This is a genomic window from Pseudomonas umsongensis, from assembly GCF_012647205.1.
In the GTDB taxonomy this organism is placed as follows: Bacteria; Pseudomonadota; Gammaproteobacteria; order Pseudomonadales; family Pseudomonadaceae; genus Aquipseudomonas; species Aquipseudomonas umsongensis.
Genome location: NZ_CP051487.1, coordinates 3,298,304 through 3,324,511 on the forward strand (window position 1 = coordinate 3,298,304; position 26,208 = coordinate 3,324,511).

The following is a 26,208-nucleotide window of genomic DNA, read 5'->3' on the forward strand; positions in this document are numbered from 1 at the left end:
AAGGTTTCGCCCTTACTGTAGGAGCGAGCATGCTCGCGAAAAACCTGAGAGCGCCGCGGGGTATCAGATGCCCCGAAGCATGCCGGCGAAGGCGTACTGGTAGGCGATAATTGTCTTTCAGGTGTACATATCCGTTGCTGCGGTAACGGCCACTTAGGGTTTCGCTTTTACAGCGAGTCACTTGGAAAAGCCCCAAGTAACCAAGGGCTCTTGCCCCTGGCGTTCGGCCCCTCGCTAAGGCTCGGGGTACCCTCGCTCCGGTCCTGCTCCGTGGGCCCGCCGCGATGGGCCATCCTTGGCCCAGCGCGGCTAAACCGGCATCCATGCCGGTTTACCCACTGCGCAGAACCTCCACTCGGCCTCTCGAGGGGGCAAGAAAATCAAAAGCCAGATCACAATCAAAAGCGAGGCGGCCGACCGGCCGGCCTGATTGGAAGCCATACGCGTACCTTCTGTAGGAGCGAGCATGCTCGCGAAAAACCTGAGAGCACCGCGGGCTACCAGGTGCCCAGCGTCATCGTTGACGACCATCGTCGGAACGCCGCCCGAAGCATGCTCGCTCCTACAGAGGATATCGGTGCCTCGGTCAAAGTTAGGTCGGCTTTCAGGCCGCCTCGCTTTGCTGTTGATCGCGGGCGCCCCGTTAACCACGATGGCCGAACGCAGGCATTGCGCAGTGGGGAAACCGGCAGGACGCCGGTTTAGCCGCGCTGGGCCAGGGACGGCCCATCGCGGCGACCCACGGAGCAATGCCGGAGAGAGGGCATGCCGAGCCTTAGCGAGGCACCGAGTGGTGGGGCAAAGCCTTTTGCTTCCTTTTTGGCGTTTGAAAAAGGGAGTCGCTGTAAAAGCGAAACCATAAGTGGCCTTTACCGCAGCAATGGATATGCACTCCGACAACCAATTTCACACAGGGCTTGTGACGCTTCGCATCACCGTTGCGCACGGCTCAATTAATGCGTCGTCAGCGGAACGCGGAGCGTCCCTGGCGGCATTCCCACGCAGAGCGTGGGAACGATCAATCGCCAGCAGGCTCGCTACCACAGGGGATCCAGGTACACCGGTAAAAGTCAGGTCGGCTTTAAGGCCGCCTCGCTTTGGCTTTTGATCTGGGGCGCCCCGTTAACCACGATGGCCGAACGCAGGCATTGCGCAGTGGGTAAACCGGCAGGACGCCGGTTTAGCCGCGCTGGGCCAAGGATGGCCCATCGCGGCGACCCACGGAGCAATGCCGGAGAGAGGGCATGCCGAGCCTTAGCGAGGCACCGAGTGGTGGGGCAAAGCCTTTTGCTTCCTTTTTGGTGTTTGAAAAAGGGAGTCGCCGTAAGGGCGAAACCATAAGTGGCCGTTACCGCAGCAATGGATATGTACTCAGACAATAATCTCCCACAGGCTTCGACTAGGAGCGAGCCTGCGTTCATCCAGACAGGGCGCGTTATCGTTAACGATGGAGGTCAACGATGACGTGGGGAGTCTGATACCCCGCAGGCCCCCAGGTTTCTCGCGAGCATGCTCGCTCCTACAGGTCCTACCTTCCTAGGCACTGGCATCGGCTTCATGTGCATCGGCGAAGGCCATGAGCACGTCAAGGTCGAGCACATCCAGCTTGATCCTCGAGATGAAAGCAGAGAAGGCCAGATTGGCGGCGAGCAGGCGCAGGTCCGAGGCCCAGGCCGGCAGATGGACTGGCCCCTGGAGCCAACCGGACTCGAAGAGCGGGGCCAGGCGTACGGTGTCCCCCAGGCTCAGGCGCCCGGCGAACAGATAGCCGACCAGTTCCGGTCGGTTGTCGCGGATCGCGATGCGCAGCAAGGTGTGCACGCCAAGCAAGCCGGTCAGGTAGGCCGCATCCTTGGTGAACGCCGAACCGCCGTGCAGATCCGCACCGCGAAATACCCGCTGGGTCGAGCGGAAGGATTCCTCCTGGGTCTGGCCGGCAGCAAGAAAACCTTCGAACACCTGGATGAAATCGGCGCCATCGAGCGCCTGTTGCACCGCGAGCACACGCAAGGCGAGGCGACGCAGGCGGTTGATGTCCATGCTGCCGGTGAACAGCTCGGCGAGGGTGGCGATACCTTCCTGGGTCTGGGTGGTACGCGGTGCTCCCAGGCCAAGACTCTTGAGGTTTGATTGCAACGCGCCGTTCTGCGCCGTGGCGACATGCACGAAAGCCTCGTGCTGCAACAGCTGGTTCTTGTCCAGTTGCGAAAACAGTGCGCTGGCCCGCAGGCGAATGCGGCTCGCCCCGGCAATGGCCTTGGCGGCCAGGGTCGGATCGAGCACCACTGTGATCCGGCCCGGGCCGAAGAAACGGTCCAGTTCCGGTTGCATCCAGGCGGCGAAGGCCTCGGCCGGGATCTCAGCGGGGCTCGGAGGAATCCGCGCTCCGCCCAGAAGGGCGTCGGTGGTCTTGAGGAAGAAGTGGGCCGCGTCCAGCATGCTCAGGTTCAGGCTCGGATAGTAGAAGTCCGGACGCCGATACAAGGCTGACGAATACTGGGTAAAGGCGGGCGTGCCTATGGCACCGAGCATGTGCCCGGCCGTGGCATAGCTGCGCGCGGTCATGGCCAGGTGGCGCCCGGCTGGATGCCCCTCATCGCAGCGACCGATAAAGGCTTCGAGCGCACAAATGTCGGCGCCGTGATCACGCGGGCGCAACTCGACCCTGGGCAATTGCGCTTGTCCGGCGCGCCAGCGCGCCAGGAAATCTTCCTCGACCCCCTCCGGCCAGGCCAGGGCATCCAGCACGCGGATCTTGCGCACCAGACCGGGCAGGGCGGCATCGAGTTCGGACAGGGGAGCGCTGCTCACGCACATCTCCATGGGCAATCAGGTTCAATTGTAAAAGCTTAGTCGGTGCCGAGGCCTCGCGGTGCGACGGTGCAGTCTGAATCGCCAGCGAAACAAGCTTTTCAAACTACACTGAAAATTTGTTGAAACTGCCCAGTGATAAAAGACCGCTGCCGTGGCCTGTCTCAAAGGGCCTCACGTGGATGCGGCCGTGCGAGGATGACTGCATGCAAGGTACAGCAGAGCAAAAGCGGGCACGGGTACTTGATCCGGTCGATCGCGTGACTGAAGTGATCTTTGGCCTGCTCATGGCAATGACCTTCACCGGAACCATCAGCGTGGCAACATCTGGCCAGGAGGCGGAACGCACGATGATGTTCGCAGCGCTGGGTTGCAACCTGGCCTGGGGGCTTGCCGACGCAGTGATGTATTTACTGCGCAGCCTGATCGAGCGCACGCGCAAACGTACGCTGTTCACCGCCCTGAGCGGCGGAGCGGATGCGGCGACCGGGCAAGCGCTGATTGCCGATGCACTGCCACCACGTCTCGTCGCCGCGGCCGGTCCCGAAGAGCTGGAGTCGCTGCGTCTGCGCTTGGTCAAATTTGCCAACACGTCGGTGCAGCCACGCCTTACCTGGGACGACATCAGGGGCGCGGTCGGGGTGTTCCTGTTGGTGGTGGCATCGACATTTCCCCTCGTGGTGCCGTTTCTGTTGCTCGACCAGACAGCGCTTGCCGTACGCCTGTCCAACCTGGTCGGGCTGGTGGTGCTATTCCTCGCCGGTTGGATACTGGCGCGCTATGCCGGCGCAAAACCCTGGGTTGGCGGCGTTGCGATGGCGGTCACCGGTGCCGTGCTGATCGTCGCGATCATTGCACTCGGTGGCTGAGCAGCCAGCAATCACACTGCGTACCTGTCGACAACCTGTTTTCCTGAGGTCTTGGTCATGGCAAAGGACAAAAAGAAAGCCGCTAAGGGTTATCCCGCACAAAGCCTGAAGCTGAAGAACAGCGATTACCTTGAGCAACTGCGCCTGCTGCACGTCGAGTTGGTCAAATTGCAGGAATGGGTAAAAGCCAAGGGCATCAAGATCTGCATTGTCTTCGAGGGGCGCGACGGCGCCGGCAAGGGCGGGACCATCAAGGCACTGACCGAGCGTGTGAGCCCGCGGGTGTTTCGCGTGGTGGCGCTACCGGCACCGACTGATCGGGAAAAAAGCCAGATGTATGTCCAGCGCTACCTGCCGCACCTGCCAGCGGCCGGCGAAGTGGTCATCTTCGATCGCAGTTGGTACAACCGTGCGGGCGTGGAGCGGGTGATGGGGTTCTGCACTAAGGAGCAGGTTGCACGGTTTCTGAAAACGGTGCCCAACGTGGAGCGGGCGATTGTCGATTCGGGCATTATTTTGCTTAAGTATTGGCTGGAAGTCAGTCCTGAGGAACAGACCCGACGGCTGGAAGAGCGTATCAAGGATGGGCGCAAAATCTGGAAGCTTACCCCCATGGATCTCAAATCCTACAGCCGTTGGTATGACTACTCGCGAGCCCGTGACGACATGTTCCAGGCGACCGACACCGAGCACGCCCCCTGGTTGGTGGCCAACTCAAACGACAAGCGCCGCGCGCGGCTGAACATCATTTCTGATTTGCTCAGCCGTGTTCCCTATGAGGACGTCGCACGCGAGAAGGTGGTGTTACCCAAGCGGCAGAAGCCTGGCGGTTATCGCGAGCCGGATTATCCGCTGCGGCGAATTCCCGAAAAATTCTGAGAGGCACCTTCCGCGGCGCTATGCCGGACACTAAAGGCCATAGACACATGAGCCATTCGGATATTTCGCCGCCCACCCCGGAACCGGGTCGCATTGCACCTCGCGATAGCGGCGACGGCAACGGCTGGAGCCGTTGGCTCCCCGGGCTTGTTACGCTGCGAAAGTACCAGATAGCCTGGTTGCGCCATGACATCATGGCCGGCCTGGTGCTCACCACCATGCTGGTGCCCGTCGGCATCGCCTACGCCGTGGCGTCAGGCGTGCCCGGCATCTATGGCCTGTACGCGACCATCGTTCCGCTCATCGCTTATGCACTGTTCGGCCCCAGCCGGATCCTGGTGCTGGGGCCGGATTCCTCGCTGGCGGCAGTGATCCTTGCCGTCGTCTTGCCACTGTCGGGCGGCGACCCTCATCGCGCGGTTGCCCTGGCGAGCATGATGGCGATCGTGTCGGGCGCCGTGTGCATCCTGGCGGGCATCGCACGCCTGGGCTTCATTACCGAGCTGCTGTCCAAACCGATCCGTTACGGCTATATGAACGGGATCGCCATCACGGTGTTGATCAGTCAATTGCCGAAAATCTTCGGTTTTTCGATCGAGTCCGACGGTCCGTTCAGAAACCTGTGGGCGATCACCACCGGGGTGATGGAGGGCAAGGCCAACTGGACCACTTTCATGGTGGGCGCCGCCACGCTGGCGGTGATCCTGCTGCTCAAAGGCCACAAGCGTATCCCGGGCATCCTCATCGCCGTGGCAGGCGCGACCATCGCCGTGGGTGTGCTGGGCCTGGCCAAGGGCGCGGGTGTGGCGGTCCTCGGTGCGCTTCCCCAAGGTTTACCAGCGTTCGCGATCCCCTGGATCACCCGCGACGACCTGGTCCCGGTGATTATCGGCGGTTGCGCCGTCGCCCTTGTCTCGTTTGCCGACACCAGCGTGCTCTCGCGGGTCTACGCGGCGCGCACCCGTACCTATGTCAACCCGAACCAGGAGATGGCGGGGCTGGGCTTTGCCAATCTGGCGGCGGGTTTTTTCCAGGGTTTTCCCATCAGCAGCAGTTCTTCACGCACGCCCGTGGCCGAAGCCGCCGGCGCCAAGACCCAGTTGACTGGCGTGGTCGGCGCACTGGCGGTGGCCGTGCTGTTGATGGTGGCGCCGAACCTGCTGGAAAACCTGCCCAACAGCGCACTGGCAGCCGTGGTGATCGCCTCGGCCATCGGCTTGATCGAAGTCGCCGACCTGCGACGCATTTATCGTATCCAGCGCTGGGAGTTCTGGCTGTCGATCGCCTGCACCATTGGCGTCGCCGTGTTCGGGGCGATCGAGGGTATCGCCCTGGCTATCGTGATCGCCGTTATCGAGTTCCTGTGGGATGGCTGGCGGCCGTACTCCGCAGTGCTGGGGCAAGCCGAGGGGGTCAAGGGCTACCACGACATCCAGCGTTATCCGAACGCGCACCTGATCCCCGGTCTGGTCTTGTTTCGATGGGATGCGCCATTGTTTTTCGCCAACGCCGAACTGTTCAACGAGCGTGTGCTGAACGCCGTGGCGGCCTCGCCCACGCCGGTGCGCTGGTTGGTCGTGGCGGCGGAGCCGGTCACCAGTGTCGACGTGACCTCGGCCGACATGTTGGCAGAGCTCGACGACACCCTGCACGCGGCGGGCATCAAGTTGTGCGTGGCAGAGATGAAGGACCCGGTCAAGGACAAACTCAAGCGCTTCGGGCTTTTCGCAAGGTTTGGCGAATCGGCGTTTTTTCCCACGGTAGGGGCTGCAGTCGACAACTATCTGGCGATGCACCCCGAGCAATAGCTGGCGGGTTGGAAGGGGAAGTAACGGGCGCCGCTCTTGTCGCCCGGCGCTGTGAACGCCGGACGTATGCGGTCCTTCAGCCCAGATCAGCAGCCTGATGCCGTTCAGGCACCTGGCTCGCCTCATCCCCCCACGTCCGATTTACACGCTGGCCGCGGATGACCGCGGGTCGATTGGCGATTTCTTGCGCCCATCTTTGCACGTGGGTGTATTGGTGGGCGGATAGAAATTCGGCAGCCGAATACACGTTGTTGCGCACCAACTGGCCGTACCAGGGCCAGACCGCGATGTCGGCGATGGTGTAGCGGTCACCGGCCAGGTAGGGGCTTTGCGCAAGTCGGCGGTCGAGGACATCCAGTTGCCGCTTGGTCTCCATCGTGAAGCGGTTGATCGGGTATTCGAGCTTCTCCGGCGCGTAGGCGTAGAAGTGCCCGAAGCCGCCGCCCAGGTAAGGCGCCGAACCCATTTGCCAGAACAGCCAGTTCAGGGTTTCGGTGCGTCCCGCGAGATCGGTGGGCAGGAAGGCGCCGAACTTTTCCGCCAGGTAGAGCAGGATCGAACCGGATTCGAACACGCGCAGCGGCGGCTCGACGCTGCGATCCAGCAACGCCGGGATCTTCGAGTTCGGGTTGATCTCGACAAAGCCGCTGGAAAACTGTTCGCCCTCGCTGATGCGTATCAGCCAGGCGTCGTATTCGGCACCGGTATGCCCAAGCGCCAATAGCTCCTCGAGCATGATCGTCACTTTTACGCCATTGGGCGTCGCCAGCGAATACAGTTGCAACGGATGCTTGCCTGTCGGCAGTGTCTTGTCATGCGTCGGGCCGGCAACAGGGCGGTTGATATTGGCAAACTCGCCGCCAGAGGGCGCGTTGTTTTTCCAGACCTTGGGAGGAACATAAGACGCTTTGCTCACGTGATGGACCCCATAGTTCGTTGTGATGACGTTGACCTGGGGTAAAACAGTATGTCGCCGGGGCGCTTCGAGCAACTGCTGTCGATTTCGCAGAGGTCGGTTCGACCAGGGTTCAGGGAATGCATCTGGTTCGATGTTCCCAGGGCAAGAACTTTCACGAGGGCGAATCAGGAGACGAGTATGCGCAAGCTTATCGTTGCCGCTTTCATCAGCCTCGATGGCGTCATTCAAGCACCCGGCGGGCCTGATGAGGACACCCGCGGCGAGGTGCGCACGGGATCTTTTGAAGAGGTGGAACGGCAGTGACCGCAACGTTCTCCCGGCGACGGCTCGTTGAAGGAGAAGGCCTGATCAGAACGACTCGCGGGTGTAGGTGATGTACACCCGCTCATCGATATCCCGTTGATTAGGGACAGTGCTGCGCAGTGTTGCGCTACGCAGTGACACGCTCAAGCCTTTAAGCGCCAGTGGAGACCCGTGCGCTTGAAGGCCAGGCCTCAATCCGGCTTCTTTTTCAGCCGGTAAGCCAGTGCCGGTCGCGTCATTCCGAGCAGGCGCGCTGCTTCCGAAACGTTCTGCCCGGCGCGTTCCATGGCACCTTGCAGGAGTTGCTCTTCCATGGCTTCAAGGCTCACTCCAAGATCGAGCAGGCAGCCCACCCACTCATCGGTGGGCGCCAGCTTCTGGCTGATCAAAGCACCTTCGCTCGACAGGCCAATACTGTAGGCCTCGTCGGACTGGTGCGGGAACAGTGCCTCCACGGAAATGCTCTGATTGCTGTCTGTGATGATCACGCCACGTTCGATGAGATTTTGCAGCTCACGGATATTGCCTGGCCAGTCGTAGCGCAAACAGGCCTCGCTGGCGCGATCCGACAGGCCGAGGGTTTTTTTCTGGTAGCTCTGATGCAGCTTTTCAAGGAAGTGCTCAATCAACAGCGGGATGTCTTCGCGACGCTCGCGCAACGCGGGCACCCGCACCGGGTACACGTTCAATCGGTAATAAAGGTCGGCACGAAAACGTCCTTCCTTCACCGCCTGCGCGAGATCCTCATGCGTAGCACCGATGACGCGAACATCCACCGTGCGCGTCTGGTTATCGCCCACCCGTTCCAGCTCGCCCTCCTGCAACACCCGTAGCAGGCTGGCTTGGGCACGAGGCGTCAGTTCGATGATTTCATCGAGAAACAAGGTGCCGCCATGGGCGCGCTCGAAGCGACCCATGCGCGCTTGTTGAGCGCCGGTGTAAGCGCCTTTTTCGACGCCAAACAGCTCCGCTTCAATCAGGTCTGGCGAGATGGCTGCGCAGTTCAGGGCTATGAAAGGACCGCCAGCGCGCTCGCTGCGCAAATGCAGACTGCGCGCGATGACTTCCTTGCCGACGCCGGTTTCACCCAGTAGCAGGACTGAAGCCTTGCCTGGGGCGACTTTGTCGATCAGGTCGCAGGTCTTGCGGTAGATCGCTGACCGGCCGATGCCGTAAAACTGGCCTGCACCCAGTTGCAGGCGCTGGTTCATGTTTTCTACTTGAAGCTGCAGGGTGTGTAATTCATCGATGATTGAATCACTTTGGAAATAGCGCATGAACGTGTCGGCATCCTCCCATTCCTCGGCGGGCTTGCCGATAATCCGACACATTGTGTCCCCGCATCCCCGGCAGCTGACCTCCTTGTAAATGATCTGCCGGCCGATGAAAAACGACGAATAGCTGATTGCGTAGCCCAGGAGCATCCAGCAAATCGGCTGATCGGAATGCAGTTGTTCACTCTGGTGGTTTTCCACTTCGAAAGAGTCTATCCACTCGATGTCGGCATAGAAGGTTCCGGCCTCGATATCGATGTCCATCTTCAACGGACGCACCTTGACCATGCCCTTGAGCGAGTGCAGTTGCGGTCCGATAAGGAACATATCGATGTCACTGGCATTGGGCCGTAGTTTTCGTGCCAGCTGCGCATCCTTGAGCCCGGACTGATAGCCCAGGCGAAGGAAAAAGCCCTTTGCACGTTCTGCTCCGATCATCTCGATCAGCTCCCTGCGAAACGACGCCATCGCCGAAACCTGCATCAGCATCATGCGTTGCTCATCGAGCCAGATCTTTCCTTCGCCGCCGAGAAAGTGCACGCGGTCGGTCAGGTCCTTGAGCTGTGCAGAATGCTCGGAGGCCCGGTATTTCATGGTCATGAAAACAAACCCCTATGTCTTTTTGTTTGTGGGGATAACAGGGCTCCTTGCACCCAGGCTGGGGCGTGACCGAGGGACCGTGTCAGAAAAAGCGATGAAAATTCCTATATAGAACGTCCCGAATTTCAATTGAAAGTCAAATGGATATTCACCGACTGAGCGCCGGGTCTTGGGTCGACATCACGACTGATCCGGAGCGGTTACGGCCTTTGCAGCGCCGTTTGTTCATTTGCTCGAACCGCCTGCCCGGGATTGATCAAATCATCAATTCGTCCATGTCGACAGATCTCCGCATGCGAATACTTGCACCCTGCAGGGCCTACTGCGCTCTATGTAACCATCTGTTTTTATAAGGTTTATTCTTTATTTAAGATTCCAGCTGTTGCGCTGGCACTCATGTTGCTCTGCATCCCTGCATAACAACAAGGGAGTTTCCGAGCATGAACCCATCTGGCAGCACCTTCGATCAAATGCCGCGCTACGTCCGTGTGCGCAGCGAGCCAGACGCTGCCTTTGTCGAGTTCGATTTCGCCATCGGCTTTCCCGACCTGTACGTCGAGCTTGTACTGCCGCATCAGGCATTCAGGCAATTTTGTGAAACCCACCACGTTCAGCACATGGACGCGCAAATGTCCCAGGCCCTCGACGCCGATGCGCACAAGTGGCGCTACGGCGAAACCCGCGGCGCCGCAGGTGACCAGGCCCCCCAACAATAATTACAGGAGTCCACACCATGAGTGTCGAGATCAAGACGACGACCGTCGAGACGATCCGCAACACCTTCAGCCATACCCGTCGCCGCTTTGGCGACAAGGTTGCCAGCCGATATCAGGAGGCGAGTTTCGACCTGGAGTCGGCGACCAATTTTCATTACCGGCCGTTGTGGCAACCGGACAAACTGCTCAATGACGCCACCCGCACTGCGGTGGTGATGGCTGACTGGTATGCCGTCAGCGACCCTCGCCAGTACTACTACGGCGCCTACGTCCAGGCCCGGGCCAAGATGCAGGAAAATGCCGAGCATGATTACGCGTTCTGCGAAAAGCGCGACATGCTTGCCGGGCTGTCCGCGCGCAATGTGCAGTTGATCAGCAGGCTGTTGTTGCCGCTTCGGCACGCCGAGATGGGCGCCAACATGAACAACAGCAGCATCGCCGCCGACGGGTTCGGCACGAGCGTCACGCAAATGCACATGTTCCAGGCCATGGATCGCCTGGGCATCGCCCAGTACCTCTCACGGATCGGCCTGATGCTCGATGACGGCGACGTGTTGCTGCTGGCCGAGGCCAAACAACAGTGGCTCGGCGACCCGGCATGGCAAGGCCTGCGCCGATACGTCGAAGACACCCTGGTGGTTCGCGACTGGTTCGAATTGACCCTGGCGCAAAACCTGGTCAGCGATGGCCTGGTGTACCCGCTGCTGTTCCACAAGCTCGACGAGCAACTCTCGGCCAATGGTGCCGGCCAGGTCGGCATGCTCACCGAGTTCATGCGCCTGTGGTTCGCCGAAAGCCAACGCTGGGTCGACGGGCTGCTCAAGACCGTGATCAACGAAAGCGCTGCCAACAAGGACCTGGTGCAAGGCTGGGTCGATCATTGGAGTGCCCGTTGCGTGGAGGCACTCGAGCCCCTGGCGGCCCTGACTCTCGATACGTCCGCGCTGGATACCGTGTGCACCGAGTTCAGCGCACGCCTGAAGAAAATCGGCCTGACAGGAGCCCGCCCATGACTTCCCTCGTCTACATCAACCTGCAGGACACCGACTACGCGCGCTCGATTGTCGACGCGATCGTCCAGGACAACCCCCATGCCGAGATTCAGCACCAGCCGTCGATGATCCGCATCGAGGCCAGGGGCCGCCTGGATATCCATCGCGAGACAGTCGAGCAACTGACCGGCAGCCCCTGGGACATCCAGGAAATGCTCATGTACGTCATCACCCTCGGCGGCAATGTCGTGGAAGAGGACGACAGCTTCTCCCTCCACTGGAACAACTGACCGCCGGTTTCAAGCCAGGGTTTGATCCATTACAAGAATACGGGAGCGCCATCATGGCCGTGAAAAAACGCCTTAATGCCAAAGAAAAATACCGCTGCATGACCCGTGACCTCGACTGGGAGCCCAGCTACCAGACCCACGAGGACATCTACCCGCACGAACGTTTCGAAGGCATCAAGATCACCGATTGGGACAAGTGGGAAGATCCGTTCCGCTTGACCATGGATACCTACTGGAAATACCAGGCTGAGAAAGAGAAAAAACTCTACGCGATCTTCGACGCCTTCTCGCAGAACAATGGGCATACCACGCTGTCGGACGCCCGCTACGTCAACGCGCTGAAGCTGTTCCTGTCCGGTGTGACACCGCTGGAATATCAGGCCTACCAAGGGTTCGCACGGGTTGGACGACAGTTCAGTGGCGCCGGTGCACGAATTGCCTGCCAGATGCAGGCTATCGACGAACTGCGCCACGTACAGACCCAGATTCATGCAATGAGCCACTACAACAAGCACTTCAACGGTCTGCATGATTTCGCCCATATGCATGACCGCGTGTGGTTCCTCTCGGTGCCCAAGTCGTTCTTCGAGGATGCGCGGACGGCGGGGCCGTTCGAGTTCCTCACCGCGATCTCGTTTTCGTTCGAGTACGTGCTGACCAATCTGCTGTTCGTTCCTTTCATGTCCGGCGCCGCGTTCAACGGCGACATGGCCACCGTGACCTTCGGCTTCTCCGCACAATCGGATGAGGCCCGCCACATGACCCTGGGCCTTGAGGTCATCAAGTTTTTGCTCGAGCAACACGAAGACAATGTGCCGATCATCCAGCGCTGGATCGACAAGTGGTTCTGGCGTGGTTACCGCTTGCTGACGCTGGTCGGGATGATGATGGACTACATGCTGCCCAACAAGGTGATGTCCTGGTCCGAAGCCTGGGGCGTGTATTTCGAAGAGGCGGGCGGGGCATTGTTCAAGGACCTGGAGCGCTACGGTATTCGCCCGCCCAAGCATGTCGAAGAAGCCAATATTGCCAAGGATCACGTCAGCCATCAGGCCTGGTCGATCTTCTATCAGTACAGCCAGGCGACCAACTTCCATACCTGGATGCCAACCGACGAAGAGCTGGACTGGCTCTCGTCCAAGTACCCGGACACCTTCGACAAGATCTACCGCCCACGGTTTGAGCACTGGCGCGCGCTCCAGGAGAAGGGCGAGCGTTTCTACAACCCGACCCTGCCGATGTTGTGCCAGATCTGCCAGATCCCGCTGTCGTTTGGCGAGCCGGATGACCAGACCACACTCAGCCATCGCAGCACCGAGCACGAAGGCGAGCGTTATCACTTCTGTTCCCAGGGCTGCTGCGACATTTTCCAGTACGAGCCGACCAAGTACATCCAGGCCTGGTTGCCGGTGCATCAGATTCTGCAAGGTAACTGCGGTGGCGCGGATGTCGAGTCGGTGGTGCGCGACTACTACAACATCGACCCCGGCCAGGACAACTTGGAATACCTGGGCTCCACCGAGCATCGGCGTTGGCAGGACTGGCACCCGAACGATCGTCACAGTGCGCCGGCCAATCCCGTCGACCCGGATCTACTCAAGACCGGCTGATGCCCTGCGCCGAAGCGGGCCTGCTGGTCCGCTTCAAACCCACCTGACAGGAAGGACAAAATCATGCCCGTGACCTCCATCGGAGCCTATGAGGCCCAACCCCTGGATCGCCAGGAAAACTTCCACGGCCTGCAACTGGTGTACCTGTGCTGGGAAAAACACCTGATGTTTTGCGCCCCGTTCACTTTCCCGCTGCCACCGGCAATGCCATTCGCGGACTTCATCGAGCAAGTGGTCAAGCCCTCGATTTCCCAGCACCCGGATGCCAAGCAGGTTGACTTCAGCCAGGCGCTATGGCGCCTGAACGATCAACCGTTCACACCCGACAATGCGGCAAGCCTGATCGATAACGGCATCGACCATAAAAGCCTGCTGCACCTCGCTACTCCGGGCTTGAACGGCATTGCCGGCACCTTCAACTGAGGACACGGTGATGAGCTACCAAGTAACCATCGAGCCTACGGGCGAAACAATCGAAGTGGAGGAGGGCCAGACCATCCTCCAGGCAGCGTTGCGCCAGGGCGTCTGGCTGCCCTTCGCCTGCGGACATGGCACCTGCGCCACCTGCAAGATCCAGGTCCTTGAAGGCGAAGCGGATCTGGGAGCGGCGTCTTCCTTTGCACTGATGGATATCGAGCGTGACGAAGGCAAGGTCCTGGCGTGTTGCGCCATTCCGCAAAGCGACATGGTGATCGAAGCGGATATCGACGCCGACCCGGATTTTCTCGGGCACCCGGTCGAGGACTTCCGCGCAGTGGTCAGTGCGCTGGTGGACTTGTCGCCGACCATCAAGGGCGTGCACCTCAAGCTCGATCGACCCATGGCGTTCCAGGCCGGGCAGTACATCAACCTGCAATTGCCTGGCGTTGACGGTACTCGCGCGTTTTCGCTGGCCAACCCACCAAGTCGCGCCGACGAAGTGGAACTGCACGTGCGTCGGGTCGAGGGCGGGCGGGTGACCGGCAGGATTCACGATGAACTGAAGGTCGGAGACAGGGTGGAATTGTCCGGGCCGTACGGGCAGTTTTTTGTACGCACCTCGCAAAGCGGTGACTTGATTTTCATCGCGGGCGGCTCGGGATTATCCAGCCCTCAATCGATGATTCTCGATCTGCTGGAGGCAGGGGATACGCGCCAGATCGTGCTGTTCCAGGGGGCGCGCAATCGCGCGGAGCTCTATAACCAGGAACTGTTTGAGGCATTGCAGCGCGACTACGCCAATTTTACCTACGTACCCGCGCTCAGCCAGGCAGAGGACGATGTCGATTGGACGGGGTTCAAAGGCTACGTGCATGACGCCGCGAAGGAGCATTTCGAGGGCCGCTTCAGTACGCGTAAAGCCTACCTGTGCGGGCCACCGGTGATGATCGATTCGGCCATTACTTGCCTGATGCAAGGGCGGCTGTTCGAGCGCGACATCTTCATGGAGCGCTTCTACAGCGCCGCCGATGGCGCCAGCGAAAGCACTCGCTCAGCGTTGTTCAAACGCATCTGAGTTTACCCGCAACACACAACGCCGGACGCTGCTGACCTCCCGAAGGTCGGCAGGGTTTCGGCTGACTATAAAAACAACAAAAGGGTCATCAACCTATGAAAGCCGTACCGCGTAACAAGCGTGGCAATTGCCTGTGCCGTGCCGCAGTGAGCCTGCTGGCGGTGGTCAGTGGCGGGGCGCTGGCCACCGAAAACGGTGGATCTTCCTACCCGATGGGGGCGGAAAACTACATGTCCGGTGCCATGCCACCGCCGGGCTTGTATTCGCAGTTCTATGTCGGCCACTACGAAGCCGACTCGCTGCGCGACAATCGGGGTGACAAAGTGCCTGTGGACTTCCGCGTCCGGGCCAACTCCATTGCACCACGACTGATCTGGGTCACCGAGCAGCAGGTGCTTGGTGGCAACCTGGCTTTCCACGCCATCGTGCCGCTGGTAGACCTCAAGGTTGAGCTCAATGGTCAGTCCCAGAGCAAACAGGGATTGGGCGACATCATCTTCGGGCCGGCGCTCGGTTTCCATCACAGTGAGAAGCTACACAGTATTGTCGCCGTGGATTTCATTGCGCCGTCGGGTGAATACGATCGCGATGACCTGGCCAACATCGGACGCAATTACTGGGTAGTCGAACCCGTGGTGGCGGTGTCTTACGTCGACCCCAATGGCCTGAACGTCGACGCGAAAATCATGTATGACTTCAACCGGCGCAACCCCGCGACCGACTACCGTTCCGGCTCGGAACTGCATGCCGATTACGCAGTAGGTTGGGGCCTGGGCAATGGCTGGGTGGTGGGCGTGGGCGGTTACATCGTTCACCAGACCACCGATGACCGGCAGGACGGTGAACGGGTCAAGGACAACAAAGGCAGGGCGCTAGCGATTGGCCCGTCGGTGAAATATACGAGCGATAAAGGCTGGTTTCTGACCGCCAAGTGGGAGCAGGAAACCCAGGTTCGCAACCGCGCGGAAGGTAATGCCTACTGGATGAAATTGACCGTCCCTTTTTGATCGGTCTCCATCGCCGCCCCTAGCGAATACCGCTCACCGCCATGGACTCTGGCGCCCACTGCGCCGTCGACAGCGGTTCGATGTAGCGGATGCCACCGTGGGGGCCGACCACGCCATTGATGTTGTAGGTGCCACGCGACAGGTCGTACGTCATGAACGGGGTGGCATCGGGAACCTGCTGGTCATAGCTCTGGCTGAAGAAGGCGAAGGAGCCCCGATACAGCTGGCCATCGGTGTCGTACTGATCGGAGGCCACCGCGGCCCAGGTATCTTCATCCAGGTAAAAGCGGCGCTTCTGGTAGATGTGCTTGGCACCGGGCTTGAGATTGCCCTCGACGACGTAGACCCGGTGTTTTTCCCAGCGCACGTAATCCGGGGCAATGAAATTGGGGGTGGTCAGCGATTTGGCTTCGCGGGCGTAGGTGAGTTTGTAAGTGTTGTACGGCACGATCATTTCCCGTTTGCCGACCAGCGTCCAGTCATACAGCTCCAACGCACGGGCGGTGCCGGGGTTGGGCGTGTCGTAGGCCAGGATCGAAATCTGCTTGACCCGGCGCTGGGCCGGCATGTACTGCCAGGCGCGGCCAGGAAACTCCGTGGCATTGGTGGCGTTCTTGAGCATGATCGACTCGCCGGCTCGGCGCGCAGGCCCGGTGTAGGACAGTTTCAACTGATAATAGATGTCCGAGCTGCTGAACGGCTTCGACATGTTCTCGTAGATCGGGAAGGACACGTACGCTTCGCCGGTGACCGCCAGGCTCGGCACGCCCGCCGTGTCGACGCTCCAGGAGTCGTACTTGGAATGGATGTTGACGCCCTGGTAGCGCAACAGGAAATTCCACATCGCTTCGGCACCGGACTGCGGGATCGGGAACGGCACGCCGGGCATCACATTGTCGATGGCGGTTCCGCCGTCGAGGGACCTGGCGTTGGTGGCATTCTTGCGACTGTTGTCCAGCACCGCCTGTGGCAACGATGCGGTGCGGTGGGTCGGATATACATCGACTCGAAAGCCAGGGTAGCGCTTGGCCAACGCGACAGTGGTGGCGGTCAGCATGCCTTTGTACGCATCGACGTTCTTGCCGTTGATCACCAGCAGCGGTTTTTCGTGGGCAAAGGGGTCGGGGCGCATGCTGTCGCCGGCCTTGAAACTGGCGGGGGCCGTGGTCAGGCCACCGCTGTAGGGCGGAATGGAACCGTCGGCATTGCCGGCCTGTTCGGCACCCACTCCCGTCAGGCTGGTGCCCAGCCGGGCGGCTTCCTGGCTCGATACATAGGCGTGGGCATCGATGACCAGCCCCATTAGGGGGATGGCTGCCAGAAGACTTTTCACCAATTTCATCTTGTTATTCTCCTGCCAGGCGGACCAGGCAACTCGTGACTCAGAGGCCACGGTCACATCCGTCGGCTCAATTGCCAGAGTTTGTAGCGCTATTAGAAGACCTGCGATTGAGGGGTGCTTCGCATTTGACGACAGTTACTTGGCTATTGATGACAGGGGTAGAGCTTCGGCGAGGATGTGGAATGTGTTGGCCAGTGATCCGTCCGGGCCCCACTCCACACGGGTGGGGGCGTGGACGTGAAGGCGGATTATCCTTCAGGCCTCATAAAACCCGCACGTTCTGCAAAGTTGGGGCGAATTCGAAGAGGTGTCTGTCGTGAACCGTTGTTTATCCACTCTGGCCGGTAGCAGTCGCAAGCTTGATGGTGGCGTGATGTTCGGTAATACGCCGCGGCAGTTATGGGCTGAATGGATCAAGCCCGACCAGGACAACCTGGTGGACCTGGCCTCGCGGGGCCTGCTGGTGCAGCAAGGGGGCAAGAATATCCTGGTGCTGGCCGGTGCCAGCGCCTTGCTGGCGCCGCTGCGACGGACCTGCAGCTGTCAGAAACATCCGCCGGGATTGCTCGACAGCCTGGCGCAACAGGGGCTGGCTGAAGGCGATATCAGTGCGGTGGTGCTGACGCATCTGCACGCGCAACTGACTCCCGAACTGAGTGCGGCGATCGAGGAGGGCAATACGCCGCGCTTGCTGTTTCCTGCTGCGCATTACATTACCGGAGAGCGTCACTGGTCCCGTGCGCTTCACAACCATCCCCATGATCGCGCTTTATTCGTCCGCCAGATCGTGCGCAGGCTGCAAGGCAGTGGGCGGCTGGTGCTGGTCGATGACGCGCGCTGCAAAGAGCTCGGCGACGGTTGGCAGTTTCACTTCAGCGATGGCTACACCCCCGGACAATTGATCCCGGAAATCGCCATGCCCGGCGGGCCGGTGGTGTTTGCCGGCGACCTGATTCCCGGTACCCATTGGTTGCGCCTGGACGTAACGACGGCCAACGATCGCAATCCCGAAGGGTTGGTGGGCGAGAAAGAACGGCTGTTGGACCACCTGGTGGCCAGCGGCGGGCGCCTGGTGTTCTCCAGTGATCCGCAGATTGCGATGATCAAGATCATGCGTGATCGACATTCGCGTTACCAGGCGTTTGATACGTACACCACGTTGAGCCGTTTCGAGTGTTGATGCATGCCCTTGCAGGAGGTCTGCTCGCGAAAAACGTCCAGACAACGCGGGTATCCAGACACCCCGCGTTTCAGCGTGGCGGCTGCTGACTTCTCAGGAAATCCTGCACCAGGTTCGATCGGTCAAATGACTTGGCCGCCTGCACGGGCGGGTACTCGGCCAGGGTCTTCAAAAGGTTGCCTATCAGCTCTCCCATTTGGCCGCAGGAGTCGTTGCTGTCGTAACTCTCGAACGGATCGCTGCGCAGGTTGAACATCAGCGGGGCGAACAACGGTTTTATCGGGGAAGAGCAAGTGTACCCCCGGCAAGTGACCGACCTGCCTGCCGGCGACGCGCAAAACCTGTTGTATTACTACAAGCAGCGCGTGACGTCGCCAGCACGATTGGCCGGCACGGTTGCGCTCGTGCATGAGACCATCGATCAAGTCAAGGAGCCCCGTCGCGCCTGGGTCTACAACGCCGGTCAGCGTCGCGTGCGACGTGCCCCGCAACTGGCCTACGACGGGCCGGGCACCGCTTCCGACGGCCTGCGCACGGCGGACAACCTCGACATGTTCAACGGAGCACCTGATCGCTACGACTGGAAGTTGATTGGCAAGAAGGAAATGTACATTCCCTACAACAGCTATCGCCTGGAATCTTCTGCGCTGAAGTACGACGACATCGTCAAGGCCGGGCACCTCAACCCTGACCATACCCGCTATGAGCTGCACCGCGTATGGGAGGTGGAGGCGACCCTCAAGCCTGGCCAGCGCCATGTCTATGCCAAGCGTCATATGTACCTCGACGAAGATACCTGGCAACTGGCGGAAGTCGATCATTACGATCAGAAAGGCCAGCTATGGCGGGTAGCGGAGGGGCATGCGCTGTATCGATACGACGAACAGGCCAGCTACTTTGCCGCCGAAACCCTGTACGACTTGATCTCAGGTCGCTACATGGTGGTTGGGTTGCGCAACGAGGAACCGCGTAACACCGAGTACGGCCTGACCGCCAAGAACTTCGAATTCACCCCCGCAGCACTGCGCTCCGATGGACTGCGCTAATCCTTCTGAGATGCAGGCAGTGTGACCGACAGACGTGGGTGGTGATTTTGCGACCACCCCGTCAACCTCCCTTGAGGCGGCCTGATAGCCGACCTATTGTTGGTTGACTGAGTAAATGTCCATTCATGCGGTAACGGTTGGGTTTCGCTCTTACTGTAGGAGCCAGGCTTGCCGGCGAAGGCGTTCTGACGGCCAATGGGGATTTTGTGACTGAGTACATATCCATTCCTGCGGTAACGGCCACTTAGGGTTTCGCCCTTACGGCGAGTCACTTGGAAAAGCCCCAAGTAACCAAGGGCTCTTGCCCCTGGCGTTCGGTGCCTCGCTAAGGCTCGGCATGCCCTCGCTCCGGTCCTGCTCCGTGGGCCCGCCGCGATGGGCCATCCTTGGCCCAGCGCGGCTAAACCGGCATCCTTGCCGGTTTACCCACTGCGCAGAACCTCCACTCGGCCTCTCGAGGGGGCAAGAAAATCAAAAGCCAGATCACAATCAAAAGCGAGGCGGCCTGACAGCCGACCTGACCGGAAGCCATACGCATACCCTCTGTAGGAGCGAGCCTGCTCGCGATGAACCTGAGAGCACCGCGGGCTACCAGGTGCCCCGCGTCATCGTTGACGACCATCGCGACGGTGCGACGATTCGACATGCTCGCTCCTACAGGGAACTTGGGGGTAACTGCCAAAGTCAGGTCGGCTTTAAGGCCGCCTCGCTTTGCTGTTGATCGCGAGCGTCCCGTTAACCACGCTGGCCGAACGCAGGCATTGCGCAGTGGGGAAACCGGCAGGACGCCGGTTTAGCCGCGCTGGGCCAAGGATGGCCCATCGCGGCGACGCCACGGAGCAATGCCGGAGTGAGGGCATGCCGAGCCTAAGCGAGGCACCGAGTGATGGGGCAAAGCCTTTTGCTTCCTTTTTGCTGGGCCGGCACTCCGGCGTTTGAAAAAGGGAGTCGCTGTAAAAGCGAAACCATAAGTGGCCGTTACCGCAGCAATGGATATGTACTCCGACAACCAATTTCACACAGGGCTTCCTGTGACGCCCCACATCACCGTCGCGCACGGCTCAATTAATGCGTTGTCAGTGGAACGCGGAGCGTCCCTGGCGGCATTCCCACGCAGAGCGTGGGAACGATCAATCGCCAGCAGGCTGGCTCCCACCGGGGATCCAGGTGCACCGGTCAAAGTCAGGTCGGCTTTAAGGCCGCCTCGCTTTGCTGTTGATCGCGGGCGCCCCGTTAACCACGATGGCCGAACGCAGGCATTGCGCAGTGGGGAAACCGGCAGGACGCCGGTTTAGCCGCGCTGGGCCAGGGACGGCCCATCGCGGCGACCCACGGAGCAATGCCGGAGTGAGGGCATGCCGAGCCCCAGCGAGGCACCGAGTGGTGGGGAAAAGCCTTTTGCTTCCTTTTTGGTGTTTGAAAAAGGGAGTCGCCGTAAGGGCGAAACCATAGGAGGCCGTTACCGCAGCAATGGATATGCACTCCGACAGCAAATTTCACACAGGGCTTCCTGTGACGCTACGCATCACCGTTGCGCACGGCTCAATTAATGCGTCGTCAGTGGAACGCAGAGCGTCCCTGCCGGCATTCCCACGCAGAGCGTGGGAACGATCAATCGCCAACAGGGGATTCAGGTGCACCCGTCAAAGTCAGGTCGGCTTTAAGGCCGCCTCGCTTTGCTGTTGATCGCGGGCGCCCCGTTAACCACGATGGCTGAACGCAGGCATTGCGCAGTGGGGAAACCGGCAGGACGCCGGTTTAGCCGCGCTGGGCCAGGGACAGCCCATCGCGGCGACCCACGGAGCAATGCCGGAGAGAGGGCATGCCGAGCCTAAGCGAGGCACCGAGTGGTGGGGCAAAGCCTTTTGCTTCCTTTTTGGCGTTTGAAAAAGGGAGTCGCTGTAAAAGCGAAACCATAAGCCGCCGTTACCGCACCAATGGATATGCACTCCGACAACCAATTTCACACAGGGCTTCCTGTGACGCCCCGCATCACCGTCGCGCACGGCTCAATTAATGCGTCGTCAGCGGAACGCGGAGCGTCCCTGGCGGCATTCCTTTGCTGCGCGTGGGAACGATCAATCGCCAGCAGGCTGGCTCCTACAGGGGATCCAAGTGCACCCGTCAAAGTCAGGTCGGCTTTAAGGCCGCCTCGCTTTGCTGTTGATCGCAGGCGACCCACGGAGCAATGCCTTCGTTCTGGCAGTGGGGCGAAGCGAAACCCTAAGCCGCCGCTACCGCAGCAATGAACCTGTACTCCAACAACAAGCGCCCGTGCCGATGCGCAACATACCCGCCCGTCACCCAATTAAAAGCCCGATGTCCATGACCGGCACTATCCCGAAGTCACGTTGTCAGTTATTGGCGCCTCTAACGACGAGATTCGTCTCTGATAGCGGCACGTCAGGCTGCATTTAGTGTATCGCCCCTTGGGCTTATGCTCGCGATGGATTGCGTCCCGAACCGACTCATTCTTTTACGAGCGACATTCTATTGGGTTCTCTTCTCGATCCACGGCACGACATCGATGCCGCTCTATTAAGCTACCGCCGGGTGTTCTGGTCGTTGGCGCTGTTCAGTGGTGTGATCAACCTGCTGGTGCTGGTGCCGTCGCTCTACATGATGCAGGTGTACGACCGGGTACTCACCAGTCGCAACGAAACCACGTTGTTCATGCTCACCTTCATCGCCCTGGGCCTGTTGATGTTCAGCGCCCTGATCGAATGGGTTCGCGGTGTGGTGATGATTCGCATGGGCGCGGGGCTTGACGATGCCTTGGGTGAGCGGATTTTCGACGCGGCTTTCGCCCGCAGTCTTCGCGAACACAACGCCAACCCGGCGCAAGTGCTCATCGATTTGGCGACGCTACGGCAATTGATCACCGGCCAGGGCCTGATTGCGTTGCTCGATGCGCCCTGGTTGCCGATTTTTGTGCTGGTAGCGTTCATTATCCACCCCTGGTTCGGCGTGCTGACGGTGGTGCTGGCCCTGGTGCTGATCGGTCTGGCCCTGTGGGGCGAGTTGGCGACTCGAACGCCTCTGGGCGAAGCCAATCGGCTCGGCGTGCAGTCCTCGATTTACCTAAACAGCTCCTTCCAGAATGCCGAAGTCATCCAGGCCCTGGGCATGCTCGGGCCATTACGCCAGCGCTGGAGCCTGCTGCAGCAGCGCATCGTTGCCGCCCAGGCCCATGCCAGCGACCGAAGCGCGCGGATCACTTCGATGACACGTTTCGTGCGCATCTCCGGGCAGTCGCTGGCCCTGGGCCTGGGCGCATTGCTGGTGCTCGAAGGCCAGTTATCGGCGGGCATGATGATCGCCATGTCGCTGCTGTTGGGGCGCGCCCTGGCACCCGTGGAAATCGCCATCGGCTCGTGGAAGCAATTCACCGCTGGCCGTCAGAGTTACCAGCGCCTGAGCCTGCTGCTTGCCCAACACCCGCGCGAGCGCCTGCGTATGCCTTTGCCGCCACCCACCGGCGCAGTACGTCTGGAGCAGGTGTACGTTGGCCCGCCCGGTGCCTCGCAACCGATCCTGCGCGGGATCAATTTCAGCCTGGCCAGCGGCGAAGTGCTCGCTGTCGTCGGCCCCAGCGCCAGTGGCAAATCAACGCTGGCCAGGGCGCTGGTCGGGATCTGGCCGGCGATGGGCGGATCGGTGCGCCTGGACGACGCCGAGATCAGTCAATGGTCTCACGACGCCTTGGGCCCCTACCTCGGATACCTGCCACAGGACATTGAATTGTTCGACGGCAGCGTGGCCGACAATATTGCCCGCTTCGGTGAGCAGGACGCCGACAAGATCATCGCGGCCGGACGTCATGCCGGCATTCACGAGATGATCCTGAAGTTCCCCAAGGGTTACGACACGCCGTTGGGCCCCGGCGGGCTTGGCTTGTCCGGCGGACAAAAGCAGCGCCTGGGGCTGGCCCGCGCACTTTACAGGCTTCCGTCGCTGATCGTGCTAGATGAGCCGAACTCCAATCTCGATGAAGCCGGAGAGTTGGCGCTGGTCCAGGCTATTCGTGCGCTCAAGGCGGCCGGAAGCACCGTGGTACTGATAACCCATCGACCCAATGTACTGGCGGTGGTCGATCACATCCTGGTGCTCAAGGACGGCACCCAACAAGCCTTCGGTCCACGGGATCGGGTGCTCAAGGCATTGATTGCGGCGCCAAGGCCGGCAGCGGTCAAGGAGGCTGGCGAAGATGCATGATCTGACTCCGGGCACACAGGTGTACAGCGAGCAGCGACCGATCCTGCGCGCAAACCCGGCGCCGGCGGGTGCCAATACCGACGCGGGAAGCGTGGCGCGCTATGGCGTGGGTTTCCTGGTCCTGGCGCTTGGCGGATTCCTGCTATGGGCCTGCTTGGCGCCGCTCGACCAGGGAGTCGTGGGCAGCGGCACGGTGGTCGTGGCGGGCGAACGCAAAGCGGTGCAGTCGTTGGTGGGTGGCGTTGTGGAAAAACTGTTGGTCAGCGATGGCGACCGCGTCAACCAGGGGCAGTTGCTGGTGCAGCTCAACACGGTGCAAGCGCGGTCACAACTCGACGTGACCCGGGGCAAGTTGCTCAACGCTCGCAGCGTCGAGGCGCGGTTGATTGCCGAGCGCTTGGGCACAACCGGCATCCAATGGCCCGCCGAACTGCTGGACCACGCTGAAGAGCCCCGGGTCAAGGCCGCCATGGCCTTGCAGAGCCAGCTGTTTGAGACCCGTCGCGCAGAATTGGGCAGTCGCTTGCAGATCATCGAACACGAAGCCGCGGCCTTGCAGCAGCAATTGCTTGGCTACGAAGGCGTCAAGCGCAACTACGACACGCAGATGCGCTTCCAGCAGCAGGAGCTCGAAGGCCTGCGTGAGCTGGCTCGCGAGGGCTATGTGGCACGCAACAAGCTGTTCGAGGCCGAGCGCAACGCCGCCCAGATGGCCGGGCAAATCGCTTCCGGGGTGGGCGATATCGGCCGGACACGCCAGGCGATCAATGAAAGTCGGCTCAAGGCCTTGCAGGCGCAGCAGGAATTTCGTCGCGATGCTGAAATCCAGCTCAGTGAAGTCTCGGCCGAGGCGTCAGGCTATGCCGATCAGATCCAGGCCTTTGAGTTTGAAGTCGACAACGGTGCGATCCGGGCACCGGTGTCCGGGCAGGTAATGGACGTGAGCATTCATACGGTCGGCGGCGTTGCGCAGGCCGGTCAAACCCTGATGCAGGTGGTGCCGCTGGATGCGCCGATGGCGATCACCGCGCGTTTCGAGCCGTTGATGGCCAATAAATTGCGTCCGGGGCTGCCGGTGCACGTGCATTTCACGGCGCTGCAACGGGTGGACACCCCGACGGTCACCGGCACGGTGACGACGGTGTCGGCCGACCAGTTGATCGATGAACAGACCCACCAGCCGTATTTTTCCGCCAAGGTGGAAATTCCCGCAGACACCGTGGTGTCGCTACAGACCGCCGGCCTGCTGGTGCGCCCAGGCATGCTGGCCGACGTCACGGTGGTCACGGGTGAGCGCACCTTGATGAACTACCTGATGAAACCCTTGCGCGAACGCTTGCTCGCAGCCTTCAAAGAGGAATGAGCATGACCGTACGGTTCCGTTATAGCGCCCGCCTGTTGCTGAGTCTGTGTACCGGTTGGGGAGCATTCAGTCCCGTCTGGGCGTCCCAGGAGGCACTGAGCCTGACCGCCGCGTACGATGCTTCGCGCGTCAACGACCCGACCGTGCAATCGGCCGCCCATGCCTTTGAGGCGTCGACCCATGAAGAGGCGATCGGCCGCGGTGGCCTCTATCCGCAAGTGTCGCTGACGTCGCGCTACGGCTACGGCGGTCGTACCGATGGCGGCGATGACAGCAGTTACGTCAACAGTAACGATTACCAGTCGAACAATGTCACCCTGGCGGCGCAGCAACCGCTGTACGACAAGGGGCGCTGGGCGGCGTATCAGGAGGGCAAGGCGCGTGGGCAATTGGGTACCCAATTGTTCGACGTTGCCGGCCAGACACTGTACGACCGGGTTGCGAAAGGATACTTCGACGTCGCCCGGGCCGAGAACGAGATCAAGTTGATCGCCCAGCAAAAGGCCGCCATCAACGGGTTGGTGACGCAGAGCAAAAAACTCTACCAGGGCGGGCAGGGCGCGATCACCGATGTTGATGAAGCCCAGGCCCGGCTCGACCTGGTCGAAGCCCAGGAGGCCGAGGCCCAGGCTCGTCGGGTGGCGGCGTTGCGGGCATTGTCCGGTCGCGCCAGTGTCGCCATCGATGACATCCAGGCGATGGACGAAGAGCTGCCCGCTGGCACCCCGATTCCGCCGGAACGGGATCTGTCGTACTGGACGGACATTGCCCGTGAAGCCAACCCCGAGCTGGCAGCGCGGCTGGCGGCGGTGAAAGTCGCCGAGGCCCAGGCCGACAGCCAACGCGCCGGGCATTATCCGACCTTGTCGCTGACCAGCCAGCTAAGTCGCAGGGAAAACCGTCAGTATCAGGAGCAAGACCCGCGACAGGACGCCTATTACGTGGGGGTTCAACTGGATATCCCGTTGTATAACGGCGGTGCGGTGCGTGCGTCGGTGGCCAAGGCCGAGGCCCAGGTGGCCGGCGCCCAGTCCGATTATGATGTACAGCGCCAACAATTGGCCGAGGATATCGAGGCCGACTACCTGGGTGTGGTGGCCGGATTTGCCAAGAGCAAGGCCATGCAGCGGGCGGTGGAGTCCAATCAGCGGGCGCTGATCTCCACTCAAAAAGGTTTCCAGGGTGGCGTGCGGTCCACGGTGGATATTCTCGATGCCCAGCAGCGGGTGTTCCAGGCACGACGGGATTTGCTCAATACCAAGCTAGACATGCTGCAAAGCTATGTAAGCCTGCACACCCATACCGGCCAGATGAACCGGGCAGTCCTGGAGCAAGTGCAAAACCTGTTCTGAGACATGAAGCAAGGGCAAGATTGACGCCTGCCTCCCCTCAAAGTGCAAATCCCTGTGGGAGCGGGCAAGCCCGCTCCCACATTTTGATTTGTGGTTGTCCTTGGATTTGTGGGCACGACAAACCACCTGTGGGAGCG

At 60.6% G+C, this 26,208-nt stretch carries 19 protein-coding genes and 2 pseudogenes; 16 read left to right on the forward strand and 5 right to left on the reverse strand.

What is annotated here, in order from left to right; genetic code table 11:
• Positions 1 to 1,536 precede the first annotated feature (1,536 nt).
• Positions 1,537 to 2,811: a peptidase MATCAP family protein gene (locus HGP31_RS14930; RefSeq protein WP_168758068.1), complete on the reverse strand. Its 1,275-nt coding sequence runs from the start codon at positions 2,809 to 2,811 to the stop codon at positions 1,537 to 1,539.
• A gap of 206 nt (positions 2,812 to 3,017) precedes the next feature.
• Between HGP31_RS14930 and HGP31_RS14935 the strand changes: the two genes are divergently transcribed.
• From HGP31_RS14935 to HGP31_RS14945, 3 genes are read left to right on the forward strand one after another with little or no spacing between them, the layout of a single operon-like run.
• Positions 3,018 to 3,680, forward strand: a complete 663-nt coding sequence (locus HGP31_RS14935; protein ID WP_020800805.1) for a VIT1/CCC1 transporter family protein — start codon at positions 3,018 to 3,020, stop codon at positions 3,678 to 3,680.
• A gap of 57 nt (positions 3,681 to 3,737) precedes the next feature.
• Positions 3,738 to 4,559 carry a polyphosphate kinase 2 gene (gene ppk2, locus HGP31_RS14940; RefSeq protein ID WP_020800806.1) on the forward strand — a complete coding sequence of 274 codons (822 nt, stop codon included), beginning with the start codon at positions 3,738 to 3,740 and terminating at the stop codon, positions 4,557 to 4,559.
• 47 nt (positions 4,560 to 4,606) lie between these two features.
• Positions 4,607 to 6,367 (forward strand): SulP family inorganic anion transporter, encoded by a 1,761-nt coding sequence (locus HGP31_RS14945; protein WP_168758069.1) that lies wholly within the window; start codon positions 4,607 to 4,609, stop codon positions 6,365 to 6,367.
• A gap of 76 nt (positions 6,368 to 6,443) precedes the next feature.
• Here HGP31_RS14945 and yghU read toward each other — a convergent pair whose 3' ends face one another.
• Entirely contained in the window at positions 6,444 to 7,283 is an 840-nt protein-coding gene (yghU, locus tag HGP31_RS14950) for a glutathione-dependent disulfide-bond oxidoreductase (protein WP_020800808.1), read from the reverse strand.
• A 180-nt stretch (positions 7,284 to 7,463) separates the two neighbouring features.
• Here yghU and HGP31_RS14955 point away from each other — a divergent pair.
• A pseudogene (locus HGP31_RS14955) lies at positions 7,464 to 7,568 on the forward strand (dihydrofolate reductase family protein); the annotation flags it as partial.
• 212 nt (positions 7,569 to 7,780) lie between these two features.
• Here the strand turns inward: HGP31_RS14955 and HGP31_RS14960 are convergent.
• Complete coding sequence (locus tag HGP31_RS14960) at positions 7,781 to 9,463, reverse strand: sigma-54-dependent Fis family transcriptional regulator (RefSeq protein WP_168758070.1); 1,683 nt, start codon at positions 9,461 to 9,463, stop codon at positions 7,781 to 7,783.
• Positions 9,464 to 9,903: 440 nt separating this feature from the next.
• On the opposite strand from HGP31_RS14960, the gene HGP31_RS14965 reads away from it, so the two are divergent.
• From HGP31_RS14965 to HGP31_RS14995, 7 genes are all read left to right on the forward strand, one after another.
• A complete protein-coding gene (locus tag HGP31_RS14965) occupies positions 9,904 to 10,179 on the forward strand; it encodes a phenol hydroxylase subunit (RefSeq protein WP_020800812.1) in 276 nt (91 codons plus the stop codon).
• A gap of 17 nt (positions 10,180 to 10,196) precedes the next feature.
• Complete coding sequence (locus HGP31_RS14970) at positions 10,197 to 11,192, forward strand: aromatic/alkene monooxygenase hydroxylase subunit beta (protein ID WP_168758071.1); 996 nt, start codon at positions 10,197 to 10,199, stop codon at positions 11,190 to 11,192.
• Positions 11,189 to 11,461 carry an MmoB/DmpM family protein gene (locus HGP31_RS14975; RefSeq protein ID WP_020800814.1) on the forward strand — a complete coding sequence of 91 codons (273 nt, stop codon included), beginning with the start codon at positions 11,189 to 11,191 and terminating at the stop codon, positions 11,459 to 11,461. The genes HGP31_RS14970 and HGP31_RS14975 overlap by 4 nt, the downstream gene beginning before the upstream one ends.
• Positions 11,462 to 11,514: 53 nt before the next feature.
• A complete protein-coding gene (locus HGP31_RS14980) occupies positions 11,515 to 13,071 on the forward strand; it encodes an aromatic/alkene/methane monooxygenase hydroxylase/oxygenase subunit alpha (RefSeq protein ID WP_168758072.1) in 1,557 nt (518 codons plus the stop codon).
• 63 nt (positions 13,072 to 13,134) lie between these two features.
• Positions 13,135 to 13,494: a phenol hydroxylase subunit P4 gene (locus HGP31_RS14985; protein WP_020800816.1), complete on the forward strand. Its 360-nt coding sequence runs from the start codon at positions 13,135 to 13,137 to the stop codon at positions 13,492 to 13,494.
• Between the two features lie 10 nt (positions 13,495 to 13,504).
• Positions 13,505 to 14,566 carry an NADH:ubiquinone reductase (Na(+)-transporting) subunit F gene (locus HGP31_RS14990; protein ID WP_168758073.1) on the forward strand — a complete coding sequence of 354 codons (1,062 nt, stop codon included), beginning with the start codon at positions 13,505 to 13,507 and terminating at the stop codon, positions 14,564 to 14,566.
• A gap of 95 nt (positions 14,567 to 14,661) precedes the next feature.
• Positions 14,662 to 15,573, forward strand: a complete 912-nt coding sequence (locus HGP31_RS14995) for a SphA family protein (RefSeq protein ID WP_020800818.1) — start codon at positions 14,662 to 14,664, stop codon at positions 15,571 to 15,573.
• A 19-nt stretch (positions 15,574 to 15,592) separates the two neighbouring features.
• Here HGP31_RS14995 and HGP31_RS15000 read toward each other — a convergent pair whose 3' ends face one another.
• Positions 15,593 to 16,915, reverse strand: a complete 1,323-nt coding sequence (locus tag HGP31_RS15000) for a DUF1329 domain-containing protein (RefSeq protein ID WP_020800819.1) — start codon at positions 16,913 to 16,915, stop codon at positions 15,593 to 15,595.
• A gap of 316 nt (positions 16,916 to 17,231) precedes the next feature.
• Here HGP31_RS15000 and HGP31_RS15005 point away from each other — a divergent pair, with 316 nt between their 5' ends.
• On the forward strand, positions 17,232 to 18,095 hold the full coding sequence (locus HGP31_RS15005) for an MBL fold metallo-hydrolase (RefSeq protein ID WP_168758074.1): 864 nt from the start codon (positions 17,232 to 17,234) through the stop codon (positions 18,093 to 18,095).
• A 70-nt stretch (positions 18,096 to 18,165) separates the two neighbouring features.
• Here HGP31_RS15005 and HGP31_RS15010 read toward each other — a convergent pair whose 3' ends face one another.
• Complete coding sequence (locus tag HGP31_RS15010; protein WP_240963551.1) at positions 18,166 to 18,366, reverse strand: hypothetical protein; 201 nt, start codon at positions 18,364 to 18,366, stop codon at positions 18,166 to 18,168.
• Between the two features lie 13 nt (positions 18,367 to 18,379).
• Between HGP31_RS15010 and HGP31_RS15015 the strand changes: the two are divergent.
• The 4 genes and pseudogenes from HGP31_RS15015 to HGP31_RS15030 form a co-directional block, all read left to right on the forward strand.
• Positions 18,380 to 19,141: pseudogene (locus HGP31_RS15015) on the forward strand (DUF1329 domain-containing protein); the annotation flags it as partial.
• Positions 19,142 to 21,634: 2,493 nt separating this feature from the next.
• Complete coding sequence (locus HGP31_RS15020; protein WP_033043595.1) at positions 21,635 to 23,356, forward strand: type I secretion system permease/ATPase; 1,722 nt, start codon at positions 21,635 to 21,637, stop codon at positions 23,354 to 23,356.
• Entirely contained in the window at positions 23,349 to 24,719 is a 1,371-nt protein-coding gene (locus tag HGP31_RS15025) for an HlyD family type I secretion periplasmic adaptor subunit (RefSeq protein WP_168758075.1), read from the forward strand. The genes HGP31_RS15020 and HGP31_RS15025 overlap by 8 nt, the downstream gene beginning before the upstream one ends.
• 2 nt (positions 24,720 to 24,721) lie before the next feature.
• Positions 24,722 to 26,071, forward strand: coding sequence for a TolC family outer membrane protein (locus tag HGP31_RS15030; protein WP_168758076.1), 1,350 nt, complete (start codon positions 24,722 to 24,724; stop codon positions 26,069 to 26,071).
• Positions 26,072 to 26,208: the final 137 nt, after the last annotated feature.

Coding starts and splice junctions, on each gene's coding strand:
- ppk2 (WP_020800806.1), top strand. CDS start 3,738: ATGGCAAAGGACAAAAAGAAAGCCGCTAAGGGTTATCCCGCACAAAGC.
- HGP31_RS14980 (WP_168758072.1), top strand. CDS start 11,515: ATGGCCGTGAAAAAACGCCTTAATGCCAAAGAAAAATACCGCTGCATG.
- HGP31_RS14935 (WP_020800805.1), top strand. CDS start 3,018: ATGCAAGGTACAGCAGAGCAAAAGCGGGCACGGGTACTTGATCCGGTC.
- HGP31_RS15025 (WP_168758075.1), top strand. CDS start 23,349: ATGCATGATCTGACTCCGGGCACACAGGTGTACAGCGAGCAGCGACCG.
- HGP31_RS14975 (WP_020800814.1), top strand. CDS start 11,189: ATGACTTCCCTCGTCTACATCAACCTGCAGGACACCGACTACGCGCGC.
- HGP31_RS14985 (WP_020800816.1), top strand. CDS start 13,135: ATGCCCGTGACCTCCATCGGAGCCTATGAGGCCCAACCCCTGGATCGC.
- HGP31_RS14990 (WP_168758073.1), top strand. CDS start 13,505: ATGAGCTACCAAGTAACCATCGAGCCTACGGGCGAAACAATCGAAGTG.
- HGP31_RS14965 (WP_020800812.1), top strand. CDS start 9,904: ATGAACCCATCTGGCAGCACCTTCGATCAAATGCCGCGCTACGTCCGT.
- HGP31_RS15000 (WP_020800819.1), bottom strand. CDS start 16,915: ATGAAATTGGTGAAAAGTCTTCTGGCAGCCATCCCCCTAATGGGGCTG.
- HGP31_RS14995 (WP_020800818.1), top strand. CDS start 14,662: ATGAAAGCCGTACCGCGTAACAAGCGTGGCAATTGCCTGTGCCGTGCC.
- HGP31_RS14970 (WP_168758071.1), top strand. CDS start 10,197: ATGAGTGTCGAGATCAAGACGACGACCGTCGAGACGATCCGCAACACC.
- HGP31_RS14960 (WP_168758070.1), bottom strand. CDS start 9,463: ATGACCATGAAATACCGGGCCTCCGAGCATTCTGCACAGCTCAAGGAC.
- HGP31_RS14945 (WP_168758069.1), top strand. CDS start 4,607: ATGAGCCATTCGGATATTTCGCCGCCCACCCCGGAACCGGGTCGCATT.
- HGP31_RS15030 (WP_168758076.1), top strand. CDS start 24,722: ATGACCGTACGGTTCCGTTATAGCGCCCGCCTGTTGCTGAGTCTGTGT.